A 24314-nucleotide genomic window follows, 5' to 3' on the forward strand; every position below is an offset into this window, starting at 1 on the left:
CTCGTGTCTCGGGTTCGGGATCTTCTCCCCGGTCGACAGGGTGACCAGCGACGTGCCGCGCCGATCATCACCCGGCAGCCCGGGCTGACAGCCGGCCGGGCCCAGGTGTTCCCGCGGTAACACGGTTCTTCGACCTTTCGGTGATCGTCCGCGTCGACGCGGGGCCTTCGCGTCGAGGCGATCGTGCGGTCGGTATCACGCGCGACGGCGGTTCGCGGCGGGCGATGGACAGCGACGACCGCGGCGACCAGAGGTCCGGGGCGGCTGGGCGGCTGGGGCGTCGGACCATCCGCGCCGGCGCAGTCGGCCTCAAACGGGTCAACACGGGCGAGGCTCGCAGAATGGACGAATCTCGTCCCGTCGTCACGGAAATGCACCCACAAGGCTTCTTACCGGTGTCCTGGACGACAATTCTGGCGCATCCGATGAGCTGGATCTATCGTTGTCCTCAGCCGAAAAGAGGACGGCACACTCCTCTCGTCGTATCCCGCTGACCAGGCCCGATCGCCCTCGGGATACGACACGATGCGCCACGCTGCCGTACTGGAAACAATTCTTCGACGGTTTGCGCTGAAAGGCCGATGGTCGGACTTACCCGGCCGGCCGACGCGGTCCGGCCGAAAATGCGGTGCGGCGTGCTGAACGAGAAAGGAGACAACAGTGTCCACTGCAGTCGGGGGACCCCATGGGGGTGCGATGGACAGGGACAGAGGCAGGGACAGAGACGGGGACAGGCTGTCACCGGCACCGAGCCGGCGGACGGCCGCCGGCCTGGCGGCCGGCGCGGCCGCAGCCCTGACCGGCCTGGTGACCGGCCCGGCGGACGCCGCCGCGGCGTCGCCCGCGAGCGCGAGCGCGGCCACGACCGGCCGCATTGATGTTCACCATCACGCGATGCCCGCGCCGGTGCGGGCCTGGCTTGTCGAGCACGGCCAGCTGCCGCCGGTGGGCGGGCCACCGTTCGCGAACTGGTCGCTGCCGGCGGCGCTCGACACGATGGACCGCGCTGGTATCGCGACGGCCGTGCTGTCGGCGGCGATCCCGAGCGAGTTCGCGCCGACGCCGGCGCTGTCCGCCGAACTCGCCCGCCTGGCCAATGACGAGCTCGCCGCGCTCGTCCGCGCGTATCCGACCCGCTTCGGGCTGCTGGCCAGCATCCCGCGGGCGACACCGGCGATCGCCGTCGCCGAGATCCGCCGCGCCTACGACACGCTGCACGCCGACGGCGTGCTGCTGATGGCGCACGACGGCGTGACCTACCTCGGCGATCCGTCGCTGGCCCCGATGATGGCCGAGCTGAACGCCCGCGAGGCGGTCGTGCTGGTGCACCCGTTCAACCTGCCGGGCGCGGCGGCGGTGGGCGTCCCGCCGTTCGTCGCCGACTTCCTGGCGGACACGACCCGGGCCGCCGTCCAGCTCGTCGTCTCCGGCACCCTCGACCGCTACCCGCGGGTGCGCTGGATCCTCGCCCACGGCGGCGGCTACTTCCCCTACCAGGCGGCCCGGCTGACACTGGGGCGCGGGCTCGGCTACGGCGCCGACGCGGCGACGGTCGCCGCGGCCCTGCGCCGCTTCCACGTCGACACCGCCGCGCCCATGTCGCCGTACAGCACGCCGACGCTGCTCGCGACGATCGGCCCGGGACGCATCCTCTACGGCTCCGACTACAACGCCGTCCCCGCCGAGACCGTGCTCGCCGCCCGCGACGCGTTCCTCGCCGATCCGGCGCTGTCCAGCGCCGACCGCCGGCGCATCGCCCGCGACAACGCGCTCGCCCTGTTCCCGACGATCGCCGCCCGGCTGCGCAACCACCCCTGACCCAGCCCCTGACCCAGGCCGCTGGCCCGGCCGCGCGGCTACCAGCGCTCGCGGTGGACGACCTCGTCGAAGGGGCGGCGGTTCAGCCGGTCGACGGGGCGCAGCGGGCCGTCGGCGGGGTAGCCGAGAGCGATCATGTAGGCGACGTGGTGCGTCGACGGGACGCCGAGAATCCGGCGGGTGGCGTCCTGGTCGCCGATGGCGGAGTGGCCGCTGCCGACGCCGAGGTCGGCGGCGGTGAGCAGCATCAGCATGGTCGCCTGGCCGAGGTCGTACTCGTCCATAAGCTGGTAGCGCTCGTTCTCCGGCTCGGGCAGGACGAGCACGATCGTCGCCGCCGAGCCCGCGATGTGCCCGGCACCGCGCCAGACCGTCGCGAGCTCGGCCAGCACCGCCCGGTCGGTGACGAGGATGAAGTCCCACTGCTGCCGGTTCGATGCGGACGGCGCCCGCCAGCCGGCCTCGAGGATCCGCTCGAGGTCCGCGGCCGGGATGGCGCGGTCCTCGTAGCTGCGGACGTTGCGACGAGCACGAATCGTGTCCCAGGTCTGCACGACTCGACCCTAGACCTCGTGGGCTCCGAGCCGGGATCAGCGGGGAAGCGCCCGTACAGTCTCCGCCGGACGGGAGCGGGATCACATCCGCGCCGGCCGCACCGGCGCCCGCGTCACCCGGTGCACCGGAGCATCACCCGCCAGCTCGCGGCAGACCCCATTCACACCAGCTGTGCTCGGGTAATCACCTGGCCGCGACGCGGCCGGACCGGGCCGACCCACCCCGCGAACGTCGTCTGGAAACTGTTCATCGTGGTGAGACGCAGGCGCTGAGCAACACCATCGCGAGCGGCACCACACTCGGCGAACGCAGTATGTCCCGCGCCCCACCCGCCAGCGCCTCCATCTGTCCGCAAATGCGGTTGGAAACCAGCACGATCTCGGAATTCTCGGACCACCAACGCGCGACTCAACGCGATGAAAAGGCAGGGGAAAGATCTCCTGGCGCACCGGTCGGGTCGAGTGGCGGTCCGGGCTCTGTCGCCGGGCCCGCGGCCGGAGGTGACGGAAGCCGCTCGGCCCGTCCCACCGGCTGACTACCCTTCTGGCCATGGCAGCCGAGATCCCCACTCCACCGCCAGATCCCGCGCTGCGGGTCTCCGACACGGAGCGGGAGGAGGTCGCCCTGGTCCTGCGCCGTGCGCTGGCGGAGGGCCGGCTGACCTTCGCCGAGTTCGACGAGCGGGTCGGCGCCGCCTACGCCGCCCGGATCCACTCCGACTTCGCCCCGCTGACCGCCGACCTCCCCGAGCAGCCGACCTTCGCCGATTCGGCGACGCCGATCGCGCCGACCACCGCCAGCGCCCCAGGTCCGCCGACAGACACGTCGCCGACGGGCAGCGGGATCACCCTCGGCGCCGCCGCGGACGTGGACGCGGTCGGCGCCGCCGGCGCGATCGGCGCCCGGCCGGGCGCCGTGGTACCCGCCGGTCGCTCGGGGTCGCCGGCCGCGGCCGGCGTCGAGTGGACCGTCGCGGTGCTCGGTGGCACCGAGCGGTCCGGTCGCTGGCGGCCGGGCCGGCGCAGCCGTGCTGTGGCCGTTCTCGGCGGCTGCCAGCTGGACCTCCGTCAGATCGCCTTTCCCACCGAGCCTGTGGAGATCACCGCGGTGGCCGTGCTCGGCGGGATCGAGATCATCGTGCCGGAGGGCGTGGACGTCGAGGTCAGCGGCGTGTCGGTGCTGGGTGGCCGCTCGGTGAAGGTCGCCGACGCACCGCACCGGCCGGCCACCCCGCTCGTGCGCGTGCACGCCATCGCGGTGCTCGGAGGCGTCGACGTGCACAGCGAGCCTGCGCAGCCGCCCACGAAGATCCGCAAGAAGCTGTGATGAAACGACCGTTCCAGCAGGTGGACGTCTTCACGACGACTCCCTACCGGGGCAACCCCGTCGCCGTCGTCCTGGACGGGACGGGCCTCGACGACGAGGCGATGGCACGGTTCGCGCGCTGGACGAACCTGTCCGAGACCACGTTCGTCCTGCCCCCGCGCACACCCGACGCCGACTATCGGGTCCGCATCTTCACCCCGACGGCCGAGCTGCCCTTCGCCGGGCACCCGACTCTCGGCACCTGCCACGCCTGGCTCGAGGCGCGGCCGTTCACCGACAGCCCGGAGCACATCGACCAGCAGCACACCACCCAGCCGCACACGGACCAAGAGCGTGTATCTCGAGAGCGCGTGCCCCGGGAGCGCGTGCCCCGGGAGCGCATCGTGCAGGAGTGCGGCGCGGGTCTGGTGCCGCTGCTTCGCACCACGCACGGCCTCGCGTTCGCCGCCCCTCCACTCCTGCGGCGCGGCCCGCTCGACGAGCGGCTCCTGGCCCAAGTCGGCTCCATGCTCAACCTCCCGCCGCAGGACATCGTCGCGGCCGCCTGGGTGGACAACGGCCCTGGCTGGGTCGCGGTCCTGCTCGCCAGCAGCGAGGCGGTGCTGGCGCTGCGCCCGCACCGCGTGGATCTACCCCTCGGCGCGATCGGACCGCACCCGCCCGGTTCGGACGCGGAGTTCGAGGTCCGCGCGTTCCTGCCGAGGGGCACCGCGGTCGTTGAAGATCCCGTCACGGGAAGCCTCAACGCCGCTCTCGCCCAGTGGCTGCTCCACGACGGCCGAGCCCGAGCGCCCTACACGGCGAGCCAGGGCACGCTACTCGGCCGGCAGGGACGCGTACATATCTCCACCGACGCCGACGACACCGTCTGGGTCGCCGGGGGCACGGTCACCTGCGTCCGCGGCGCTGTCGAGCTGTGAACCCCACCTCGACGGCCTCCCGCCCTCGACGCTGTAGGGCGAGACGGGTACGGCTCAGTTCTCGACCCAGCCGTACCGTTCCGCGATGCGAATCAGCTCGCCCCTGATTCGGATGATCTGCGGGCCCGTCAGGGCGGGCTCGATTCTCAGCAGTGTCTCTGTCACCTCCTGAGTGAGTTCGCCGACCGGAAGCACATCGCAGAGGCCATCAGAATCGTCCGCATGCGAGCTGACCCGCGCCGGAGCCGACACAGGCGACGGCGACGACGAGCCGACAATCCGCGCCGCGCTCGCCTTCAGCCCACGCTCTCCCTCCTCCACCTTGAACTCCATCAGGGTACCGGGCACGACGAGATGCTTTTCCACAAGAAGATCGTTGGCATGCAGAAATATATCATCGCCGCCGTCGCTGGGCGCGATGAATCCGTAGCCCCGCACCTGGTCGAACCGAAGAACCTTGCCAGTACTCACTGCTCACCTCAACACACAAGAAAGACCATCATGCCTGCCATGACACCCGCGCCCGCACTACCACCACCCGGCGGACCTGGGTGCAGGCGGCAATCATACCCACACGGGCGGGCCAGGTGTCACGACATCCGGCGGCTGTGGGCAACCCCGGAAACCAGGCGGGGCCGGTGCGATCTCTGACGAGGGTTCATCGTCGATGCGGGACCACATGAATTCACATTCACGACCACTTCCGCGAGCCATCCTCACCACCTACGCAACATCGAACTGGTGTTCGACATGAGCATTCGGTTCGGCTATCCTGACCGGAGTCATCGCTCACGCCGCGCCGACATGCGGACGGGTGGAGGCGCCACGAAATGGCGACGCCTGGCCGATCCGGCCGAGCCCGGCCATCAGCGTCTCGCACCGATAACCCATACCGGGAGAGCCGACCATGCTTTTCTTCGCTCTGCTCCTCGTGATGCGCGCGCCCATCCGCGGCTGGGAGGTGCGGGCGGCGCGGCCGCGCTCAACAGATGCGCGGCAGTTCCGTCCCGGTCGGCAGATCGATGACCCGTTCGCCGCCCAACCCCGTTCTCGCCGCCACCACCCCCGGGTTGTTCGCGGTGACCTCGCCGATCGGGGCCGCGTCCCGCCCGTCGGGATGTGCGTGCATCGCGTCGAGGACGCGATCGGCGTCCTCCGCCGCGACCATGGCCACGAGCACGCCCTCGTTCGCGATGGCGAAGGGGTCCAGGCCGAGGATGCTGCAGGCGTCCGCGACCGGCCCGGCGATCGGAATGTCGCGTTCCCGTACGTCGACACCCACCGAGGCGTCCCGGGCGATCTCGTTGAGCGTCGCGGCCAGCCCGCCACGGGTCGGGTCCCGAAGGGCGTGGATGTCACCGCCGGCCCTGCCCATCGCCGCCACCAGCCCGTGCAGCGGCCGTGTGTCGCTGCGCACCGCCGTGTCGAACTCCAGCCCCTCCCGGCAGCTGAGTACGGCGACACCGTGGGCGCCGATCTCGCCGCTGACGATCACGACGTCGCCGGGTCCGGCCCGCCCTGGCCGGTAGTCCACACCGTCCGGTACCAGTCCGAGTCCGGTCGTGTTCACGTAGATCCCGTCGCCGTGGCCGGCATCGACGACCTTCGTGTCGCCGGTGACCAGCCGGACGCCCGCGGCGCGGGCGGCCGTTCCCAGTGCGTCGGCGACCCGGCGGAGTTCCGCGAGGTCGGTGCCTTCCTCGAGGATGAAGGCGGTCGACAGGCACCAGGGCCGAGCGCCCACCATCGCCAGATCATTGACGGTGCCGTTGACGGCGAGGTCGCCGATGGAGCCGCCGGGGAAGAACAGCGGTCGCACGACGAACGAGTCGGTGGTGAACGCGATCCGGCTCCCGCACAGCTCGAGCACCGCGGCGTCCGCGAGCTCCACCGGCGTCTCCCCGTCCCGGCTTCGGAACGCGGGCAGGAACAGCTGCTCCACGAGTTCCGCGGACATCGCTCCGCCGCCGCCGTGGCCCATGAGGACGGCGGCGGAGTCGGCGAGCGGAACCGGACAGGTCCACTCGGCGGGGTCCGCAGCGCTCGAACCGTCCTGCCCTGCCCGGACGAGGCGTGGGTCGGTTGGCGCATGGGGGCGCTCGTCGATGTCAGACATGGGCGGTCCTGGGAGCGGTCGCGTCCCAGGCGGGACGAGACGTGGTCGGCGGGCTCAGCCGTCGGTACCGGTAGTAGGCCGCGCAGGCGCCTTCCGCCGACACCATCGTCGCGCCGAGCGGCGTGCGTGGGGTGCAGCGTCCACCGAAGGCGGCACACTCATGCGGCTTGATCAGGCCCTGAAGCACCTCACCCGAGCGGCACTCGGTCGACTCGGCCGTGTGGACGTCCGAGACGGCGAAACGCAGCTCGGCGTCGAGGTCCTGGTAGGCATCGGCCAGCCGCCATCCGCTGGCGGGAATCATGCCGATGCCCCGCCAGCTCCGGTCGGTCACCGCGAAGACCTCACGCAGCATCGCGACGGCGGCCGGATTCCCCTCGGCCGGCACAGCCCGCGGGTAGGCGTTGTCCAGTTCGTGGCGCCCCGCCTCCAGCTGCGCCACCGTGCGCCGGATCCCCTCCAGCAGGTCGAGCGGCTCGAACCCGGTGACCACGATCGGCACCCGGTAGCGGCGCACCAGGTCCGGGTACTGACCCGTGCCCATCACGCTGCACACGTGCCCGGCGGCGAGGAAGGCCTGTACCCGGCAGGTGGGCGATTCCATGATCGCGGCGATGGCCGGGGGAACGAGCACGTGCGACACGAGCAGCGAGAAGTTCCTGATGCCCTGGCGACGGGCCTGGTAGACGGTCATCGCGTTGGCCGGCGCAGTGGTCTCGAAGCCGATCCCGAAGAAGACCACCTCGCGCTCGGGGTTCCGGCGGGCGATCGTCAGCGCGTCGAGCGGCGAGTAGACGACCCTGACGTCCGCGCCCGTGCTCTTCACCTGGAACAGGTCCCGACCGCTGCCAGGCACCCGCAGCATGTCACCGAACGAGCAGAAGATCACCCCGGGCCGGGACGCGATCTCCAGGGCCCGGTCGATGATCTCCAGCGGCGTCACGCACACCGGGCATCCGGGGCCGTGGATCATCTCGACGCCCGCCGGCAGCAACTGGTCGATGCCATGCCTGATGAGCGAGTGGGTCTGGCCCCCGCAGACCTCCATGATCGCCCATGGTCGGGTGGTCGTGGCGCGGATCTGCTCGAGCAACCGGCCGGCGAGCGCGGGATCACCGAACTCCTCGAGGTACTTCATCAGATCGCCTCCTCGGTCGTGCCTGGGCGGGGCGCTGCCGGATCCCTGCCATCCAGTTCCTCCGCGAGCAGCCCCATGCGGGCGAACGCGGCGAGCGTCTCCAGGGCGGAGCGCTCATCGAGACGCTGGATCGCGAACCCGACGTGCACGATCACGTACTCGCCCACGGCGGCGTCGGGGATGTACTGCAGGCAGACCTCCTTGCGCACGCCACCGAAGTCCACGTCGGCCATGCTCGTGCCATCCCGTTCACCGACGGCGACGACGCGGCCCGGAACCGCGAGACACACGGATACTCACCTCCCCCTCCGGCGGTACGGGCAGCTCCCGCGCCGCGTGCGATCCGTTCGGTTCAGGGCGCTGTCCGCTCTCGGCGGCCGTAGCCGCCGCGACGGCGAGCTGCCCCAGCGCGATCCCTCCGTCGTTCGGCGGGACGCGGCAGTGGCGAAGCACGGTGAACCCGGCGGTCCGCAGTGCCCGGCCGGCGCCCCTGGCAAGCAGTACGTTCTGGAACACCCCACCGGTCAGCGCAACCGTCCGCAGGCCGTGTGCCTGGCGGGCCCGGCAGGCGAGGTCGACGACGAGGGCCACCACCGCGCCATGCAGCCCCGCGCTCGCGGCGGCCGCCGGCACCCCGCGACGCAGATCCCGCGCAAGGGCGCGGATGACGGTCGCCGCGTCCGCGATCAGTGGCGAGCCCGAGGTGGGCTGGGAGATGGCGAACGTGTACCGCCCACGCCAGGCGGCGAGGCCGTCAGGATCTCCGCGCGCGCACGCCTCCAGATCGATGGCGGCCTGGGCCTCGAAATCCGCCTGGTGGCGAACGCCGAGCAGCGAGCTCACCGCGTCGAACAGCCGCCCCATGCTCGTCGTAGGTACACAGCCCAATCCGGTGGCGAGCTGATGCGCGAGGGCGCGGCGCTCCGTGGGCGGGCAGGCCGCCACCGGTGGCAGGTCCTGGTCCCACCCGACGCCGGCGGACCACAGGTGCGCGAGCGCCATGCGGTACGGGCGGCGCACCGCGGCGTCGCCCCCGGGCAGCGGGACGGCGCCCAGATGGGCGAAGCGCCGGAAGCCGCGGTAGTCGGCGATCAGAACCTCGCCGCCCCACACGGCGCCGTCCGTGCCGTACCCGGTGCCGTCGAAGGCGATGCCCACGACCGGCTCGGATCCGTCAAGCCCGTGTTCGGCCATCACGGATGCGACGTGCGCGTGATGGTGCTGCACCGTGCGCACCGGCCTGCCCTCGGCATGCCGCCGGGCCCACTGACCGGATCGGTAGCCGGGATGGCGGTCCGCGACGAGGGCGCCGGGACGCACGCCGGTCAGCCGCTCGAGATGCCGCTGCGCGGTGGTGAACGCCCGCAGGGTGGCGGCGTCGTCCATGTCGCCGATGTGCCCGCTGAGCCAGGCGGAGCGACCGACGCCCAGAGCGCAGACGGTCTTCAGATCGGCGCCGACGGCCAGGGTGGGCGCAACCGGCAGCGGCAGTGCGACGGGCAGCGGCGCGAAGCCCCGGGACCGGCGCAGCGGCAGCGGCTCGCCGTCGACGACGCGCAGCACCGAGTCGTCGCACGGGATGTGGATCGGCCGGTCATGGCGCAGCCATCCGTCGGCGAGCGTCCCGAGCCGTGCTCGCGCGTCGGCGTCGTCGGCGGCGATGGGCTCGCCACCGAGATTCCCCGAGGTCATCACCAGGGGCTGATCGCCGCCCACCGCGGCGAGCAGCAGATGGTGCACAGGCGTGTATGGCAGGAGCAGACCCAGGTCGGCGCTGTGCGGAGCGACCGCGGCCGCCAGAACGGGACGGCAATCGCGGCGCCGCTCGACCAGAACGATCGGTCGGGACGGCGCGCTCAGCGCTGCGGCCTCCTCCCGGTCGAGGCTGGCGAGACGGCCAGCGGCCGTCAGGTCGGCGACCATGACCGCGAACGGCTTGTCTCCACGACGTTTGCGCCGGCGCAGCGTGCTCACCGCGGCCGCGTCGGTGGCGAGGCAGGCCAGGTGGTAGCCGCCGAGGCCCTTCACCGCGAGGACACCACCATTGAGCAGCAGGCGCGCCGCCGCGGCCAGCGCGTCCTCCCGCTCCCGCACCTCGTCCGCGGCGTGGACCAGGCGGGACGGTGCCACGAACTCCAGCCGGGGCCCGCAGTCGGGGCAGGCGATCGGCTGGGCATGGAAGCGCCGGTCGCGGGGGTCGGCGTACTCCCGCGCGCAGGCCACGCACATCGCGAAGCCGGCCATCGTCGTGGCGGGCCGGTCGTAGGGCACATCGGTGATGATCGTGAATCGCGGGCCGCAGTTCGTGCAGGTGATGAACGGATGGCCGTGGCGGCGGTCGGCCGGGTCACCCAGCTCGCGCAGGCAGTCGGCGCACGTCGCGACGTCCGGCGAGACGGCGGTCCGGGCTGGTCGCGTTGGCCGCGCGCAGCGCGACCGGGCGATCGTGAACGCCGCCTCACCCCGGGGCGCGACGTCGGTCGCCTCCACCTGATCGATCACGGCGAGCGGCGGAGCGTCGGCGGTCAGGCGACGGCCGAACTCCTCCACCGCGCGCACCGCGCCCTCGACCTCCACGACGACGCCGCCGGCGTCGTTGCACACCCATCCGGACAGCGCCAGATCGGTGGCCGTCGCGTGGACGAACGGCCGAAAGCCGACGCCCTGAACCAGGCCGTGGACCGTGAGCCGACGCCGGCGCCGGCTCTCCTGCGGCGCGGCTCGGCTGCGGACGGGCACCCCGGCGCCCATCGTCACATCCGCCGAATCCGGGCGTACCGCACCGCGGCGGGGTACTCCCGCCAGGTCAGTACGCCCAGCGCCGCGCCGGCGGCGACCACGAGTCGCAGCCGGCCGTGGCCGTACCGACGTTCCCGGGTCTCGGATGGCCTGCTGTCGCTGGCTTTCGTATGGCTGGTCATGACATCCTTCCGTGCGCGGCGGTGCGCGGGCTCAGCCTGGTGGCAGGTTCGGCATGGCCGGCGAGAGCGGGTCGCGGTCGGCGGGGCGGATCCCGGTGGAGCGGCGGGCGTCGGCGGTGCCGTCCGCATGGTGACCGGACTGGGCCTCGTAGGAGCCGACCGCGTTGCCCTCCCGCACACCCAGGACATGCGAGGGAGCGTCCGGAGAGACGTCGGGCGGGCCGACACGGATCGGCGCCATGATGATCTCCTTTCCTGCGACGGGAGGTGTCGGCGGGAACGCGGCCGTGGATCACGCCGGACCGGCTCGGACGCGAGACGGCGCGGCCCGCGGGTCGCGGGCCAGGCCGGCGAAGAAGGCGTCGACCGCCGGCCAGACGCGACTGCCGCCCGACAGTCCGCTCCATTCGCCGCGCACGATCGCCACCAGCCGGTAGCAGTCGTCGATCGGGGCGATCCAGCACTCCCGCCGGCCCCGCGCGGTGTTCGAGAGCAGTGCTTCCACCCGCGGTACCAGGCCGGCGAGCACCGGCGCGTGGGCAACGAGCCGATGCCAGGCAGCGGGGGTCAGCTCCCACCGGGTGGCGCCCAGCGGGCTGGGGCAGCGGGCGCGCGGTTCGCCGTCCGTCTCGAGGACGACGAACGCCAGTCCCACCGGTATACCCAGCTCCGAAGGATTGCACGGGTGCTCGCCGGGCTCATCCCCGCGGCCGGCGAGCTCGTTGACGCGCAGCCGCCGCCGCGGCACCAGCCGGTAGTGGCCCCGGGCGGCCGCATCGCGGTCGAACAACAGCCCGCAGGCCCGGCACAGGCACATCAGCTCATCGCGCGACTCGTCGAGCAGGTGCCGATGGTCGGCCTGCATCGGGGCGCCGCACAGGTCGCACCGCGGCGTGTCCTCCCGCCGGCCCGCCTCGGCGGCGGTCCGGAGCAGACGGCGCAGCGCCCCGTCCGGCAGGCCGCCCGGGGGCTCGGGGCGAGCCAGCCGATCCAGGTCGATGGTCACGACCGGGACCCGGCGGCGAGCGGTCCGGCGAGAACGGCGTCCAGCGGGACGAAGGCACTGTCCCGAGAGGTGCCGTCGGAGGGCGGCTGGCGCCGCACGTCGGACAGCTCTGGTGCGACCGCGAGCACGACCTCGCGGGCAGCGTCCAGCACCTCGGTGGCGGCCGAGCCGCATCCGCCGAGGGTCAGGCTGATCTCCGCGACGCCGCGCTCGATCCCCACCAGCTCGATCTCGCCTCCGCGGTGGCGCACAGCCGGGCGCAGCCGTTCGATGGCATCGCTGACCCGGGTGGCGACCGGCTCGGGATGCACGTCGTGCAGGACCAGGAGGTGGCCGACGAGTTCGTCGGCGGTCAGGGCGGCGGTGACCTCGGGGGCGCCCGCCGCGTGCCCGACCACCCGGGCGAGTGCCTCGCCGTACACCGCGGCCAGGCTCGACACCGCCTCCAGAGCCAGCTCACCGCTCGGGCCCGGAATCCGCTCCACCTTCGCGAGCACCTCGTCCAGCTGGGCCAGCCGCTCCCGCACCGCCCGGTCGTCGAGGCGACGGCCGCCCGCGCCGATCGAGTCAGCCATGGCTCGCCCCGAACATCGGCGAATGCACCGTGCGCAGCGTCCGGCCACCGCCGAGATACATGTGCACACCGCACGGCAGGCAGGGATCGAAGCTGCGTACCGCCCGCATCACGTCCACGCCCTTGAAGGACTCCGGTCCGTTCTCCTCGAAGATCGGCATGTTCTGGACGGCGTCCTCATAGGGCCCGGGCGTGCCGAAGGAGTCCCGTGGGCTGCCGTTCCACGGCGTCGGCGGATAGGGATGGTAGTTGGCGATCTTTCCGTCGCGGACGACCATGTGATGCGACAGGACGCCCCGGACGGCCTCGTGGAATCCGCAGCCGATCGTCTCGTCCGGCACCTCGAAATCGGTGAACGTGCGAGTGTCACCGGAACGCATCCGGTCCATCGCCTGCTCCAGGAAGTGCAGCGCCATCGCGGCCGCATAGGCGACGAAGTACACCCGGGCCCGGTCCCGCTCGATCGCGTTCGACCAGGCGGGTGGCGACCAGCGCAGCTCCGTCTCCGGCAGCGATCGGCCGCGTGGCAGGGAGATCCGCACCTCGCCGTCGCGGGCTTTGACGTAGGGCGTGTCGACGAGACCGGCGAGCGCGGTGGTGTAGAGCCGGGCGAAGGGTCCGCCGCCGGTGTCGAGCGCCAGATGCTCCCCACTGCGCTCGTCCAGCCAGCGGGGGCTCATGACCCAGCTGTACCGGTCACCGAAGTCCCGCTTCTGGGGCTCCGGGAACGTCGTCTGGTTCCACGGATGGCGAATGTCGACCGGATTACCGAGCGGATCCCGTTCCACGAACGGCTCCTCGTTCGTCCAGTCCCGGTAGAAGGAGCTGCCAAGAAGTATCCGGATACCAAGGTTGATCGTGACGAGATCGGTGGTCAGGAGCTTTCCGTCGACGACGATGCCGGGCGTCACGTACATCGCCCGACCCCAGTCGGTCATGTTCTCGTACCGGTAGTCGACGACGCTCGGGTCCTGGAAGGCACCCCAGCAGCCCAGCAGCACCCGGCGTCGACCCACCTCCTCGTAGCCCGGCAGCGCGTCGTACCAGAAGTCGAACAGGTCGTCGTTCAGCACGACGGCCTTCTTGACGAAGTCGATGATCTCGAGGAGCCGGCTGAGGTAGTCGGTGAACACGGTCGGCTCCGGCATGGTGCCGACCCCACCCGGATAGACGGTGGACGGATGGACGTGCCTGCCCTCCATCAGGCAGAACATCTCCCGGGTGATGCGACTGACCCGCAGCGCCTCGTTGTAGAGCGCTCCCTCGAAGGGGTTGAGGGCGCGCATGATGTCGGCGATCGTGCGCATGCCGTGCACGCCCGCGTGCGGAGCCGCGGTCGCCTCCGCCCTGGCCAGCACACCCGGGTTGGTCTGCCTGACCATCGCCTCGCAGAAGTCCACGAACACCAGGTTGTCCTGGAAGATCGTGTGGTCGAACAGGTACTCGGCCGCCTCCCCCAGGTTGATGATCCACTCTGCCATCGGCGGGTTGGCGATGCCGTAGGCCATGTTCTGCGCGTACACGGAACAAGTGGTGTGGTTGTCCCCGCAGATGCCGCAGATGCGGCTGGTGATGAAGCCGGCGTCCCGAGGGTCCTTGCCCTTCATGAACACCGAGTAGCCACGGAAGAGCGAGGAGGTGCTGTGGCACTCCGTCACCCGCCGGTTGGCAAAGTCGATTTTCGTGTAGATCCCGAGGTTCCCGATGATGCGGGTGATCGGGTCCCAGTCCATCTCGACGATCTGCGGTGGCTTCCCCGCGGCCGTCATCTGCTCGGTGGCCGTCATCGCACAAGTCCCTTCGACGTCGCTGGATCAGGTCCGGCCGCGCGCACCGCCCGGCCGGGTGGATGCACACGCCGGCCCCGGTACCGCGGGACGTCGCCGCTATGGGCGGTAACGCGGATTGAAACCGGTGGTCAGCAGCTCCCGGTTGTGCCGCCATTTCGGCTCCCGGTTCGCGGTCGCGTTCGTGATGCCGCGCAGGCGGCGGATGACCGCCCCGTACGGCTTCACGGCGAGCGAGGAGAAAGACGCACCGGGCGGCATGTCCATGAAGGGCATGAACTTGTCCGGGAAGCCCGGCATCGTGCAGGCGATGCAGATGCCGCCGACGTTCGGGCAGCCGCCGATGCCGCCCATCCAGCCACGCTTGGGCACGTTGCAGTTGACCACCGGCCCCCAGCACCCGATCTTCACCTGGCATTTCGGCGAGTTGTAGTCCCGCGCGAAGTCGCCCTGCTCGTAGTAACCCGCCCGGTCACAGCCCTCGTGGACCGTCCGGCCGAAGATCCACTCGGGCCGGTGCTGGTCGTCGAGCGGAGGCGGAGGCGCGCTGCCGGCCGCGTGGTACAGCAGCCAGGTCAGGGTCTCCATGAAGTCGTCGGGCTGCACCGGACAGCCGGGAACGTTGACGATCGGCAGACCGCCGGCAGAGGTGAAGTCGCGCCCGAGGTAGTCGCCGAGCCCCATGGAGCCCGTCGGGTTGCCGGCCATCGCGTGGATCCCCCCGAACGCGGCGCAGGTGCCGATCGCCACCACACCCCACGCCCGGGGCGCGAGACGGTCGAGCCACCAGTTCAGGGTCAGCGGCTGCCCAGTGTCCGGGTCGTTGCCGAACGACGTCCAGTAACCCTCGCCGTCGATCTTCTCGTTCGGCACGGATCCCTCGATGACCAGGATGAACGGACCGAGCTCGCCGCGGGCAGCGGCGCGGAAGGGAGCGAGGAACTCCTCCCCGCCGAGAGTCGGCGAGAGCACCTTGTTGTGCAGGTGGACCGTCGGCAGTCCGGGCACCAGCCCGGTCAGCACATCCTCGAGGGCCGGCTGCGACGCCGCGGTCACCGAGACCGTGTCACCGTCGCAGCTCATCCCCTCGGAGATCCAGAGAACATGCACCTCGTCGAAGCCGCTCGATCGTGTCTGCGTGGCCGTCACCGTGGCCGTCATCTCTCCTCCTCCTCTCCGTCAGCCGTCGGGCCCGACCGCGGCGAGCCGCGGATCCCGGACGATCTCGTCGATGAGCGCGACCGCGGCGTCGACAGCCGCGCGAACCTGCGGGGACAGCTCCATCCGCTCCGCGACGACGGCCGGCTCGCAGCCGACCACCAGGACCTCCGCCACCTCGCCGCCAAGCGTCCTCAGCAGGCCAAGCACCGCGTCCGGGGACAGGCCGTGGGCATCGAGCACCGGTGTGTCGCCGGTGCTCGCGGTGTCGCCGGCCGGCCCGGCGGGATCCGGCCGGAGCACGGTGAGCGTGCCGGGCGGACCGCCCGCCCGCACCGCGTCCGCGAGGACGAGCCGGTCGTACTGACCGTCGAGCAGCGTGTAGGCGAGGTGGACGCCCCGGATGCCGTAGTCGGCGACCTCGACCCCGGCCGGCAGGCTGCCCGGATCGATCCGGCGGGCGACCTCCACGCCGAAGCCGTCGTCGCCCAGGAAGACGTTGCCGACTCCCACGACGAGCGTCCGTGACGCGCCGGGCCCGCCCGCCCCGCGGGCGGTCACGAGACACCCGGCCGGCACCCGAGCGGCTCCAGCTCGTCAGGCGCGAAGTAGAAGTACCTGCCGGCGGCACGGTGCAGGTCGCCCGCGCCCTCGAGGGTGACGGCGACATGGGAGGCACCGTCGACGTCGCGGAAGACCGCCTCCACCCGCGCGGGACGGCCGACCAGGAACATGTCGTGCGCGTCCGTGCCGCGTGGGCGCGGCCGCAGCCGGACCTGGCTGCCACGGGAGACGGCGGTGCCCGCCACGAGCACGCTGTCCTCGCCCGGGCGCACCGACCGGTCCGCCTCCGGCTCCCACCAGGCCGGCGACACGCCGGCCTCGCCGTCGCCGGCCGAGACGGGAGCCACCGACCCGAAGCCGGCGGGGTCGGAGGCGGCCGGGTCGGAGCCAGCGGGGTCGGAGGCGGCGGGGTCGGAGGCGGACGCGGCGTGGACGGACGGGCAGTGTGGGGACGGTGGTCGCAGCGTGCGGATCGCACCGTGCAGGCGGTCAAGGATCTCCGCGGGAAGTCCGTCCGCACGGTCGATGATCTCGGCGGCACGTGGGTCCGTCGCGCGGGCCTCGCGCTTCTCCGCCTCGGTCAGCGCGCGCGTACGCAGCGACAGGATCTCGTCGATCTCCGTCGCGTCGAAGAGATCTCCGGGACTCTCGGGCGCCGTGCGGGGGTGGTCGTAGAGGATGATCGGCGAGCAGAGCACGACGTCGTCGGTCTCGTCCGCACCGGCGAGCACCGGCTGGACCCGCAGGTTCTCGCAGTCCCCGGCGGCGGCGGACGCCCAGGCCGGGGGGTCGAGGAGCGACAGGAACCGACCATCGCTGACGCCGAGCAGCGTATGCGCGGCGATCAACGAGTGCCGCAACGCCTCCGCCCGCGGCCGGTCGGCGGGCACGCCCAGCGCCGTGTTCTCCACCCGGGTGCGTATCCGGTACAGCCGGAACGGGGCCGTGGCGCGCTCGGCGGACAGCGTGATCCGGGCCGTCGCGGGCCAGCGCTGTCGCCGCACGCGCACGGGAGCCGCCCGCGGCGGCGTCACCACCGGCTCGACGTCGACCCCGCCCGGGATCTCGACGACGGTGCTGCCCGCCCCGGTGTCGTCGTCGAGGAGATCGGCCAGGGGGACCGTCACATCGATCTCATGCGGTCTGGCCTCGTCGAAACTGAGCATGCGCGCCCCGCCGGTCTCGAGATCGTCAACCGGCTCGAACCCACCCGCCCCGTCGCCGCGCTCCACCTGTCGCCGGGTCAGCTGCAGGAACCCCAGCCGCACCGTCACCGTCGCGGTCCGCGTCGCCTCCAGCAGGCACTCGGCCTGGTGGAACCACCCGTCCGCGGACCCCGACACCCCGAGCGGCGCGGACGCCTGCCCGGCGACCCAGGATCGCGGAGCAAGCACGCCGAACTGCCATCGCACCCGGTTCTTGCCCGCGGAGCGCCGATACGGATAGAGCAGGTAACCCTCGTAGAGCACTGCGTCGGCGACGGCACGAGCCGCCTCGAAACCGGCCTGCGCGGGGCTGGCGTTGATTCGCTCAGGGTTGCGCATCGCGGTTCCCTCTCCGGCAGGGCGGTGGGCCTGACGCACGCTTCCACCCCAGCTCGATATGACTCGAAGTGTTCTTCAGAACACGATTCGTCGTCATGGGACGGGCTGCCCGGGGCCGACTGCCTCAAACCCCACCCATGTCCCGAGCCTCACCGCCCACCAGACCGTCGCGGCGGCTGCGCAGCCAGGCGTACCAGTCCGACAGGCCGGTGCCGTCCACCGGGAGAGCACCTGGCGGGCGGGCGTCCGACGCGAGGATGTCCGGCGGAGTATCGGCGGCGTGGTGCAGGCCGGACAGTGCCATCACCGCCGCGCCGGGGTTCGCCCGATGGACCTGGGCCACGAGCCGATCCCGATCCAGACCGAGGTACGGCAGCAGATCGCACTTGGTCAGCAGCACGAGGTCCGCCCGAGCGAACATGTGGGGATACTTGACGGGCTTGTCCTCACCCTCCGTCACCGAGAGCAGGACAACTCGGGCGCCCTCCCCCAGGTCGAACAGCGCCGGGCAGACCAGGTTGCCGACGTTCTCGACGAACACCACCGCGCGCGCCGGCGGATCCAGGGCGTGTAGCGCCCGGTCGACCATGGCCGCGTCGAGATGGCAGCCCCGCCCGGTGTTGACCTGGACGACCGGTACCCCGGCGGACCGGATCCGTTCGGCATCGCGCACGCTCTCCTGGTCGCCTTCCACGACCGCGACCGGATGGCGCTGCGCGAGGTCACGGACCGTCCGCTCCAGCAGGGTCGTCTTGCCCGCGCCCGGCGAGCTCATGAGATTCACCGCGAGCACTCCTCGCGCCGCCAGGCGGGCGCGGCTCGCGGCGGCCAGTTCGTCGTTGCGAGCCAGGACCTGCTGTTCGAGCAGCACGGTCCGCCGATCATCGCCGTCTGGCCGGGCGCCGTCCGCCTGGTCACCGCCCATGCGGTCGACGACGCGGTTCTCGTGGGCGGGAGGGTTGTGGCCGTGGCCATCGTGGTGATGCGCCGGATCGATCCGGAACGCGGTCAGCCGCGGGACCTCGGTGGGATCGGCGCAGCCGCAGGTGTCACACATCGAACGGTCCCTCCTCGGCCGGGCGTCAGCCACCACCCCCGGACACCGGCACCATGCTCACCGACGCGATCCGCAGATCGTCACCCCCCGTGACAGCGATGTCGGCGCAGCCGCAGGCGCAGAGCGGCAGGGGGTCATCCGTGTCGAATCCGGCGCCACAACGTCGACAACGCGCCCGGCCCGCGGGTTCGTCGATCGCGAGGACGGCTCCCGCAAGCGGCGTGCCCTCGGCCACCAGGTCGAAGCAGAATCGCACCGAGTCCGCGACGACTCCGGACAGTCGCCCGACGACGAGGCGCACGACGCGCACCTCAGCCTCGCCGGTCCGATCGAGGATCGCGTCCACGACGCTCTGGGTGACGGCGAGTTCGTGCATCGGGACTCCTCGACGTCGACGCCCCGCGCCCGCCGTGGGTCCAGATGAGCTCGACGGCAGTGTTCGGTGCGCATCACCGCAGGTCTACCCGGCTGCGGGGAGCCGTAGACCTCGACGTGAGGCCAGGAGCAGGCAGGGAGCACGGACAGCGACTGTGCGGCTGACGGCGCGCCGGAACGGACGCGAAAAGTCCGGGACGCGGAGCTCGAAGCGCAAGAATTTTCGGCAGCGGTCGGTCACCAACCACGCGGCGGCTTATGCACGCCGGGTCGACCGGTGCTTACCACATCTTTCCGAGAGACAAGGCGAGAGTGCGAGAGAAAACACGTCGGAACTGGGTACGGCAGCCGGTGGGGCCGGCTACGGGCGGGCGGACGCCATTGTCCGACCACCCCGGGTCGGTCAGGCCGCCGCCGGCGAGGCGGGCGCGGCCATCCAGGCGAGATCGGCGACCGTCACGACGAGCCGGGCGGCGATCGCCTCCGCCTCCAGGCCGGAGTCGAGGGCCTGTCGCAACGCGATCCCGCGTACTGTGCGTAGCTCCAGGCGCCGCGGATGATCCGCCCACATCAGCTTGTCGGCGAGTACCGCACGCTCCACCGGATCGGGAACCTTCAGCACATCCTCATAGTTCATCACGGGCCAACATGGTTACGGCTGGGAGGACTTTGCGCAACATTCGAGTAGCGGTTTTTCTGCGGTAGCTTCCGCCACACCCGAAAGCTATGCCTTCTTCCTGTCCGCGCACTGTCCCGCACCAGCAGACGCCACCGGGGCGGGCGCCTTCAGCGCAGGTCGGTGGTGGTCGCCCCGGAGCCGAGCCACTGGTCGGCCAGGCGGCTGAGCTGGCCCGTGGACCGCAGCTCGGCGAGCGCGCGGTCGACGTCCCCGACCAGGGGGTTGTCCTTCGCCAACGCCAGGCCGTACTGCTGCGCGGGACCGCTCGCTGGCAGCCGCCCGACCACGAACGCGTCGCCGAGCTCGCGGGTGAGGGACAGCGCGGTCGGCAGGTCCACGGCGATCCCGTCGATGGGGCCGTTCTCCAGCGCGTCCTTCGCCTCGTTGACGTCGGTGAAGGCGACCGGCTCCTGCACCGGCGCGATGTCGCGGGTGATCGCGTCCATGGCGGGGGTCCCGGTGGCGGCGCCGAGTTTGGCGTCGCGCAGCCCGGCGAGGGTCCGCACCCGCGCGAAGCGGGAGGTCTTCAGGGCGACGACGGCCTGGCTCGCCGTGTAGTAGCCGCCGCTGAGGTCGACGGCCTGGCGCCGCTGCTCGGTGATCGAGATCTGGTCGATCGCGAAGTCGAACGACTTCGGCCCGGCGGCGACGGCGCGCTCCCGCGGCACCGTGACCCAGCGGACCTTGCCGCTGGAGAACCCGAGCCGGGCCGCGACGGCGTAGGCGACGGCGCTCTCGAAGCCCTGCCCGTTCGCGGGGTCGCCACCCGAGAACCACGGCGCCTGCGCCGGAGAGCCTGTTGCGATCGTCAGCTCGCCGGCGTGGACCAGGTGCAGGCCATGGGACGAGCCGCCCGAGCCGCTGCAGGAGGTGATCGCGAGCAGAGTCGCGGTCACCAGGGCAAGCGCGGCGAGCAGCCGGGCGCGTGGCATACGGGCGTGACCTCCGGTGATCTCCCCCGGTCCAGGGAACGGGGCACGAGCAGGTGACGTCGAGAAGAAGCAGTACACAGTATTGCCCATCAGGACAAAGCGCCCGAGGGCGGTACCGGCCGCGCTCCTCCGCGCAACGCCGATGGACGCGGCCATCATCGGGCCCATGGCCGAGAGCGCGCGGTACGTCGGTGTCGTAGGTCCGAGTGACGCGAGCGACGGCGAGCTCGCCGTCGCGGAAGCGGTGGGTCAGCGCCTCGGCGGCGCCGGCTGGATCGTGGTGTGCGGCGGCCTTGGCGGGGTGATGGCCGCGGCCTGCCGGGGCGCGCAGGCGGCGGGTGGGATGACCGTCGGCCTGCTGCCGGGCATGTCCCGCGCGGCGGGGAACCCGCATCTCACCGTGAGCCTTCCGACCGGGCTCGGCGAGATGCGCAACGGCCTGCTCGTGCGGGCCAGCGACGCGCTCGTCGCCGTCGGCGGGAGCTGGGGCACGCTCAGCGAGATCGCGCTCGCCCTGCGGACCGGGCGGCCGGTGATCGGCCTGGGAACGTGGGGGGTCGACACCGGCGACCGGGCCGCCCCGGCGGTCATCCCGGTCAGCGACGTCGACGACGTGGTCGTCGCGGTGCGGTCCGCGCTCGCCCTGCCCGAGCCCGACGGAGGCTGACGCGGCATAGCGGTGTCAGGCGGGCCGTCGCAACGGAGGGAAGAAGGGTCAGCCGGGAAAGCCGACGGTAAGGAGCCGAGTCGGGCGGTCGCGGCGTATACCGTCGCATGCGTCGCGACGGTGCGTATCGCCGCCTGGAGGCGCCGGATCCCGCTCCGGTGAGCCTCTCGCGGCGCTGTGGACGCACGAGAGGACCGCGAGCGCGATGTTCCCGTTGGGGATGGTGTCGGGGCTGGTCGTCGTCACGGCGGCGGCGGTCGCCGGTGCGGTGTGGGCCTCGCCGGGGTGGTGGGCCGCGGTCGCCGTGGCCGTGGCGCTGCTCGCGCTGGCCGGGCGGGACATCACTCAGCGTCAGCACGCCATCCTGCGGAACTATCCGGTCGCCGGGCATCTGCGGTTCCTGCTCGAACGGATCCGCCCCGAGATCCAGCAGTACTTCATCGAGCGCAACTTCGACGGCCGGCCCTTCGACCGCGACGTGCGCACGAGCATCTACGAGCGGGCCAAGGGCATCCACAGCGACCAGGCGTTCGGCACGGAACGTGACGTCAACGCCGTCGGCTACGAGTTCCTGCCGCACTCGACCGCGCCGCTGGACCCGGCATCGGACGCGCCGCCGCCCCGGATCCGAGTCGGCGGCCCGGACTGCACCCAGCCCTACGACATCGCGCTGCTGAACATCTCGGCGATGAGCTTCGGCTCGCTGTCCGCCAACGCGGTCCTCGCGATGAACCGCGGTGCGGCCGCGGGCGGGTTCGCCCACGACACCGGCGAGGGTGGGCTCACCGAGCATCACCTGCGCCACGGCGCCGACCTCGTCTGGGAGATCGGCAGCGGCTACTTCGGCACCCGCACCCCGGACGGTGACTTCGACCCGACCCGGTTCAAGGACGTCGCGGCCCTGCCGTCGGTGCGGATGGTGGAGCTGAAGCTGAGCCAGGGCGCGAAGCCGGGACTCGGCGGGATCCTGCCCGCGAGGAAGGTCACCGCCGAGATCGCCGCGGCCCGCGGGGTACCGGCAGGGGTGACCTGCGTGAGCCCGCCGGGGCACCGGGTGTTCGCCACCCCGCGGGAGCTGGTGCTGTTCGTCGCGCGGATGCGGGAGCTCGCCGGCGGCAAGCCCGCCGGGTTCAAGCTGTGCGTCGGGTCGCGCCGGGAACTGCTCGCGATCTGCCGGGCGATGCTCGCCGAAGGAGTCACACCGGACTTCATCGTCGTCGACGGCGCGGAGGGCGGCACCGGCGCGGCGCCGCTCGAATACGAGGACCACGTCGGCACGCCACTGACCGAGGGGCTGATCACCGTACACAACGCGCTGGTCGGCGTCGGGCTGCGGGACCGGATCCGGATCGGAGTGAGTGGCAAGGTCGCCACCGGCGTCGACATCGTCAAACGGCTGGCGCAGGGCGCCGACTACACGAACGCGGCGCGGGCGATGATGATGGCGGTGGGCTGCATCCAGGCGCAGCGCTGCCACACCAACACCTGCCCCACCGGCGTGGCCACCCAGGACCCGCGCCGTGCCCGCGCGCTCGACGTCGCCGACAAGGGTGAGCGGGTGCGCCACTACCAGCAGGCCACCGTCGCCACCGCCGTGCAGGTGATGGCGTCGCTGGGCTGCGCGGCGCCGGGCGAACTGGGACCGGCGATGCTGATGCGCCGGCTCAGCCACACCGACACCCGAAGCTACGCCGAGCTGTACTCCTGGCTCGAACCGGGCGAGCTGCTCGCCGAGCCCCCCGCGGACTGGGCCGCCGACTGGACCGCCGCGGACCCCGACCGTTTCCGCCCGTCGACCGTGAGCGGCAGTCGGTGACCCGGTGATCCGTCGCCCGGGTCACCCCGCGGTCACAGGATCCGGGCCGCGGGGGCCGTCTGCCGGGGCTGGACAGGGCGACCTCGGCGCCGGACGATGACGCCGGTGGAAGGCCTGCGCGTCGGCACGCCGGCGGGACGATGGGTGCTCGCGGCCACGGTGCTCGGGTCGGCGCTCGCCGCGATCGACGCGACGGTGGTCGGTATCGCACTGCCCGCGATCGGCCGCGACTTCGGTGTCGGCCTGTCGTCGTTGCAGTGGGTGGTCACCGGATACACGCTCACCCTTGCGGGGCTGCTGCTCGTCGCCGGTGATCTCGGGGATCGGTACGGGCGGCGACGGGTGTTCCTCATCGGTGTCGCCTGGTTCGTCGTCGCGTCGGCGGGTTGTGCGGCGGCACCGAACGCGCCGGTGCTCATCGCCGCCCGAGCCCTGCAGGGGGTCGGTGCGGCACTGCTGACGCCGGGCAGCCTGGCGATCCTGGAGGCGAGTTTCGTCCCGGACGACCGCGGACGGGCGATCGGGGCGTGGTCGGGACTCGGCGGGGTGGCGACGGCGGTCGGCCCGTTCCTCGGCGGCTGGCTCGTCGAGGTGTGGTCCTGGCGGCTGATCTTCCTGATCAACCTGCCGGTGGCGGCGGCCGTCATCGCCGTGACGTGGCGGCACGTGCCGGAGTCCCGCGACACGCGACCCGGCGGGCGCGTGGACGTCGCCGGCGGCGCCCTGATCACACTCGGCCTGGTCGGGGTGACCTACGGTCTCATCGAGGGGTCGTCGGCGGGCTGGTCGGAGCCCGCGGTGCTGGCGGCGCTGGGCGGCGGGGTGCTGACGCTCGCCGCGTTCCTCGGCTGGGAACGGCGGGCACCGGACCCGATGCTGCCGCTGGGCCTTTTCACCGCCCGCCAGTTCACCGCCACGAACCTGGTGACCTTCGTCGTGTACGCGGCACTCGGCGGTGCCCTGTTCCTGCTGCCGGTACAGCTCCAGCAGGTGTGCGGCTACAGCCCACTGCGGTCGGGCACGGCCCTGCTGCCGGTCACGGTGATCATGCTGGTGCTGCCCGCCGTCACCGTGTTCGGCCTGGGTCTCGCGATGACGGTGGCGCCGCTGACCGCGACCGCGCTCGCCGCCGTCACGCCGCGCCACGCGGGCCTCGCCTCGGCGGTGAACAACGACGTGGCGCGGGTCGCGAGCCTGATCGCCGTCGCCGTCCTGCCCGCGCTCGGCGGCATCACCGGAGCGTCCTACCTGCATCCGGCCGAGTTCTCCCGGGGCTTCCACATGGCGGTACTGCTCGCCGCGGCGCTGTGCGGACTCGGCGGTCTGATCGCCGCCGTCACGATCCGCAACCCACCCCGCCC

24 protein-coding genes are annotated in these 24314 nt (G+C 72.0%); 6 read left to right on the forward strand and 18 right to left on the reverse strand.

Annotated features, from left to right (window positions below):
- Window positions 1–696 precede the first annotated feature (696 nt).
- Window positions 697–1818 (forward strand): amidohydrolase family protein, encoded by a 1122-nt coding sequence (locus C1A33_RS32930; RefSeq protein ID WP_101836379.1) that lies wholly within the window; start codon window positions 697–699, stop codon window positions 1816–1818.
- A 38-nt stretch (window positions 1819–1856) separates the two neighbouring features.
- On the opposite strand, the gene C1A33_RS32935 is transcribed toward C1A33_RS32930, so the two are convergent.
- A complete protein-coding gene (locus C1A33_RS32935) occupies window positions 1857–2372 on the reverse strand; it encodes a nitroreductase family protein (protein ID WP_101836380.1) in 516 nt (171 codons plus the stop codon).
- A 550-nt stretch (window positions 2373–2922) separates the two neighbouring features.
- On the opposite strand from C1A33_RS32935, the gene C1A33_RS32940 reads away from it, so the two are divergent.
- Together C1A33_RS32940 and C1A33_RS32945 are read left to right on the forward strand one after the other, a co-directional pair.
- Window positions 2923–3699 (forward strand): DUF1707 SHOCT-like domain-containing protein, encoded by a 777-nt coding sequence (locus tag C1A33_RS32940; RefSeq protein ID WP_101836381.1) that lies wholly within the window; start codon window positions 2923–2925, stop codon window positions 3697–3699.
- Window positions 3699–4619, forward strand: a complete 921-nt coding sequence (locus C1A33_RS32945) for a PhzF family phenazine biosynthesis protein (protein WP_101836382.1) — start codon at window positions 3699–3701, stop codon at window positions 4617–4619. The genes C1A33_RS32940 and C1A33_RS32945 overlap by 1 nt, the downstream gene beginning before the upstream one ends.
- A 54-nt stretch (window positions 4620–4673) precedes the next feature.
- On the opposite strand, the gene C1A33_RS32950 is transcribed toward C1A33_RS32945, so the two are convergent.
- The 17 genes from C1A33_RS32950 to C1A33_RS33025 all read right to left on the reverse strand — a co-directional run bounded on the left by C1A33_RS32950 (window position 4674) and on the right by C1A33_RS33025 (window position 20470).
- Window positions 4674–5090, reverse strand: a complete 417-nt coding sequence (locus C1A33_RS32950; RefSeq protein WP_101836383.1) for a cold-shock protein — start codon at window positions 5088–5090, stop codon at window positions 4674–4676.
- Window positions 5091–5601: 511 nt separating this feature from the next.
- On the reverse strand, window positions 5602–6735 hold the full coding sequence (hypE, locus tag C1A33_RS32955) for a hydrogenase expression/formation protein HypE (RefSeq protein WP_101836384.1): 1134 nt from the start codon (window positions 6733–6735) through the stop codon (window positions 5602–5604).
- The gene (hypD, locus tag C1A33_RS32960; protein WP_101836385.1) at window positions 6728–7873 is read right to left on the reverse strand and encodes a hydrogenase formation protein HypD; all 1146 of its coding nucleotides are present in this window, start codon (window positions 7871–7873) and stop codon (window positions 6728–6730) included. Before hypD ends, hypE begins: the two co-directional genes overlap by 8 nt.
- Complete coding sequence (locus tag C1A33_RS32965) at window positions 7873–8106, reverse strand: HypC/HybG/HupF family hydrogenase formation chaperone (RefSeq protein ID WP_480014980.1); 234 nt, start codon at window positions 8104–8106, stop codon at window positions 7873–7875. Before C1A33_RS32965 ends, hypD begins: the two co-directional genes overlap by 1 nt.
- 16 nt (window positions 8107–8122) lie before the next feature.
- On the reverse strand, window positions 8123–10624 hold the full coding sequence (gene hypF / locus C1A33_RS32970) for a carbamoyltransferase HypF (protein ID WP_101836387.1): 2502 nt from the start codon (window positions 10622–10624) through the stop codon (window positions 8123–8125).
- A gap of 2 nt (window positions 10625–10626) precedes the next feature.
- Window positions 10627–10794, reverse strand: coding sequence for a hypothetical protein (locus C1A33_RS35490; RefSeq protein ID WP_165818699.1), 168 nt, complete (start codon window positions 10792–10794; stop codon window positions 10627–10629).
- A 31-nt stretch (window positions 10795–10825) separates the two neighbouring features.
- Window positions 10826–11035, reverse strand: a complete 210-nt coding sequence (locus tag C1A33_RS32975; protein ID WP_101836388.1) for a hypothetical protein — start codon at window positions 11033–11035, stop codon at window positions 10826–10828.
- A 51-nt stretch (window positions 11036–11086) separates the two neighbouring features.
- A complete protein-coding gene (locus tag C1A33_RS32980; RefSeq protein ID WP_243408174.1) occupies window positions 11087–11800 on the reverse strand; it encodes a DUF5947 family protein in 714 nt (237 codons plus the stop codon).
- The gene (locus C1A33_RS32985; protein WP_101836389.1) at window positions 11797–12375 is read right to left on the reverse strand and encodes a NifU family protein; all 579 of its coding nucleotides are present in this window, start codon (window positions 12373–12375) and stop codon (window positions 11797–11799) included. Before C1A33_RS32985 ends, C1A33_RS32980 begins: the two co-directional genes overlap by 4 nt.
- Window positions 12368–14161 carry a nickel-dependent hydrogenase large subunit gene (locus C1A33_RS32990; RefSeq protein ID WP_101836390.1) on the reverse strand — a complete coding sequence of 598 codons (1794 nt, stop codon included), beginning with the start codon at window positions 14159–14161 and terminating at the stop codon, window positions 12368–12370. Before C1A33_RS32990 ends, C1A33_RS32985 begins: the two co-directional genes overlap by 8 nt.
- Window positions 14162–14260: 99 nt before the next feature.
- Window positions 14261–15322 (reverse strand): NADH-quinone oxidoreductase subunit B family protein, encoded by a 1062-nt coding sequence (locus tag C1A33_RS32995; RefSeq protein ID WP_101836391.1) that lies wholly within the window; start codon window positions 15320–15322, stop codon window positions 14261–14263.
- 18 nt (window positions 15323–15340) lie between these two features.
- Entirely contained in the window at window positions 15341–15880 is a 540-nt protein-coding gene (locus tag C1A33_RS33000; protein ID WP_101836400.1) for a hydrogenase maturation protease, read from the reverse strand.
- Window positions 15877–17427 (reverse strand): hypothetical protein, encoded by a 1551-nt coding sequence (locus C1A33_RS33005; protein ID WP_101836392.1) that lies wholly within the window; start codon window positions 17425–17427, stop codon window positions 15877–15879. Before C1A33_RS33005 ends, C1A33_RS33000 begins: the two co-directional genes overlap by 4 nt.
- A gap of 124 nt (window positions 17428–17551) precedes the next feature.
- Window positions 17552–18484, reverse strand: a complete 933-nt coding sequence (gene hypB / locus C1A33_RS33010; RefSeq protein ID WP_101836393.1) for a hydrogenase nickel incorporation protein HypB — start codon at window positions 18482–18484, stop codon at window positions 17552–17554.
- A 25-nt stretch (window positions 18485–18509) separates the two neighbouring features.
- Window positions 18510–18860, reverse strand: a complete 351-nt coding sequence (locus C1A33_RS33015; RefSeq protein WP_101836394.1) for a hydrogenase maturation nickel metallochaperone HypA/HybF — start codon at window positions 18858–18860, stop codon at window positions 18510–18512.
- Between the two features lie 402 nt (window positions 18861–19262).
- Complete coding sequence (locus C1A33_RS33020; RefSeq protein WP_101836395.1) at window positions 19263–19496, reverse strand: hypothetical protein; 234 nt, start codon at window positions 19494–19496, stop codon at window positions 19263–19265.
- A gap of 149 nt (window positions 19497–19645) precedes the next feature.
- Window positions 19646–20470, reverse strand: coding sequence for an ABC transporter substrate-binding protein (locus C1A33_RS33025; protein ID WP_101836396.1), 825 nt, complete (start codon window positions 20468–20470; stop codon window positions 19646–19648).
- Between the two features lie 166 nt (window positions 20471–20636).
- Here C1A33_RS33025 and C1A33_RS33030 point away from each other — a divergent pair, with 166 nt between their 5' ends.
- The 3 genes from C1A33_RS33030 to C1A33_RS33040 all read left to right on the forward strand — a co-directional run.
- Window positions 20637–21137, forward strand: coding sequence for a TIGR00725 family protein (locus C1A33_RS33030; protein ID WP_101836401.1), 501 nt, complete (start codon window positions 20637–20639; stop codon window positions 21135–21137).
- Between the two features lie 205 nt (window positions 21138–21342).
- Complete coding sequence (locus tag C1A33_RS33035) at window positions 21343–22953, forward strand: FMN-binding glutamate synthase family protein (RefSeq protein ID WP_101836397.1); 1611 nt, start codon at window positions 21343–21345, stop codon at window positions 22951–22953.
- Window positions 22954–23058: 105 nt separating this feature from the next.
- The coding region (locus C1A33_RS33040) for a DHA2 family efflux MFS transporter permease subunit (RefSeq protein WP_101836398.1) at window positions 23059–24314 on the forward strand (1256 nt) is incomplete at its 3' end.

Source organism: Frankia canadensis (assembly GCF_900197875.1).
Lineage (GTDB): Bacteria > Actinomycetota > Actinomycetes > Frankiales > Frankiaceae > Frankia > Frankia canadensis.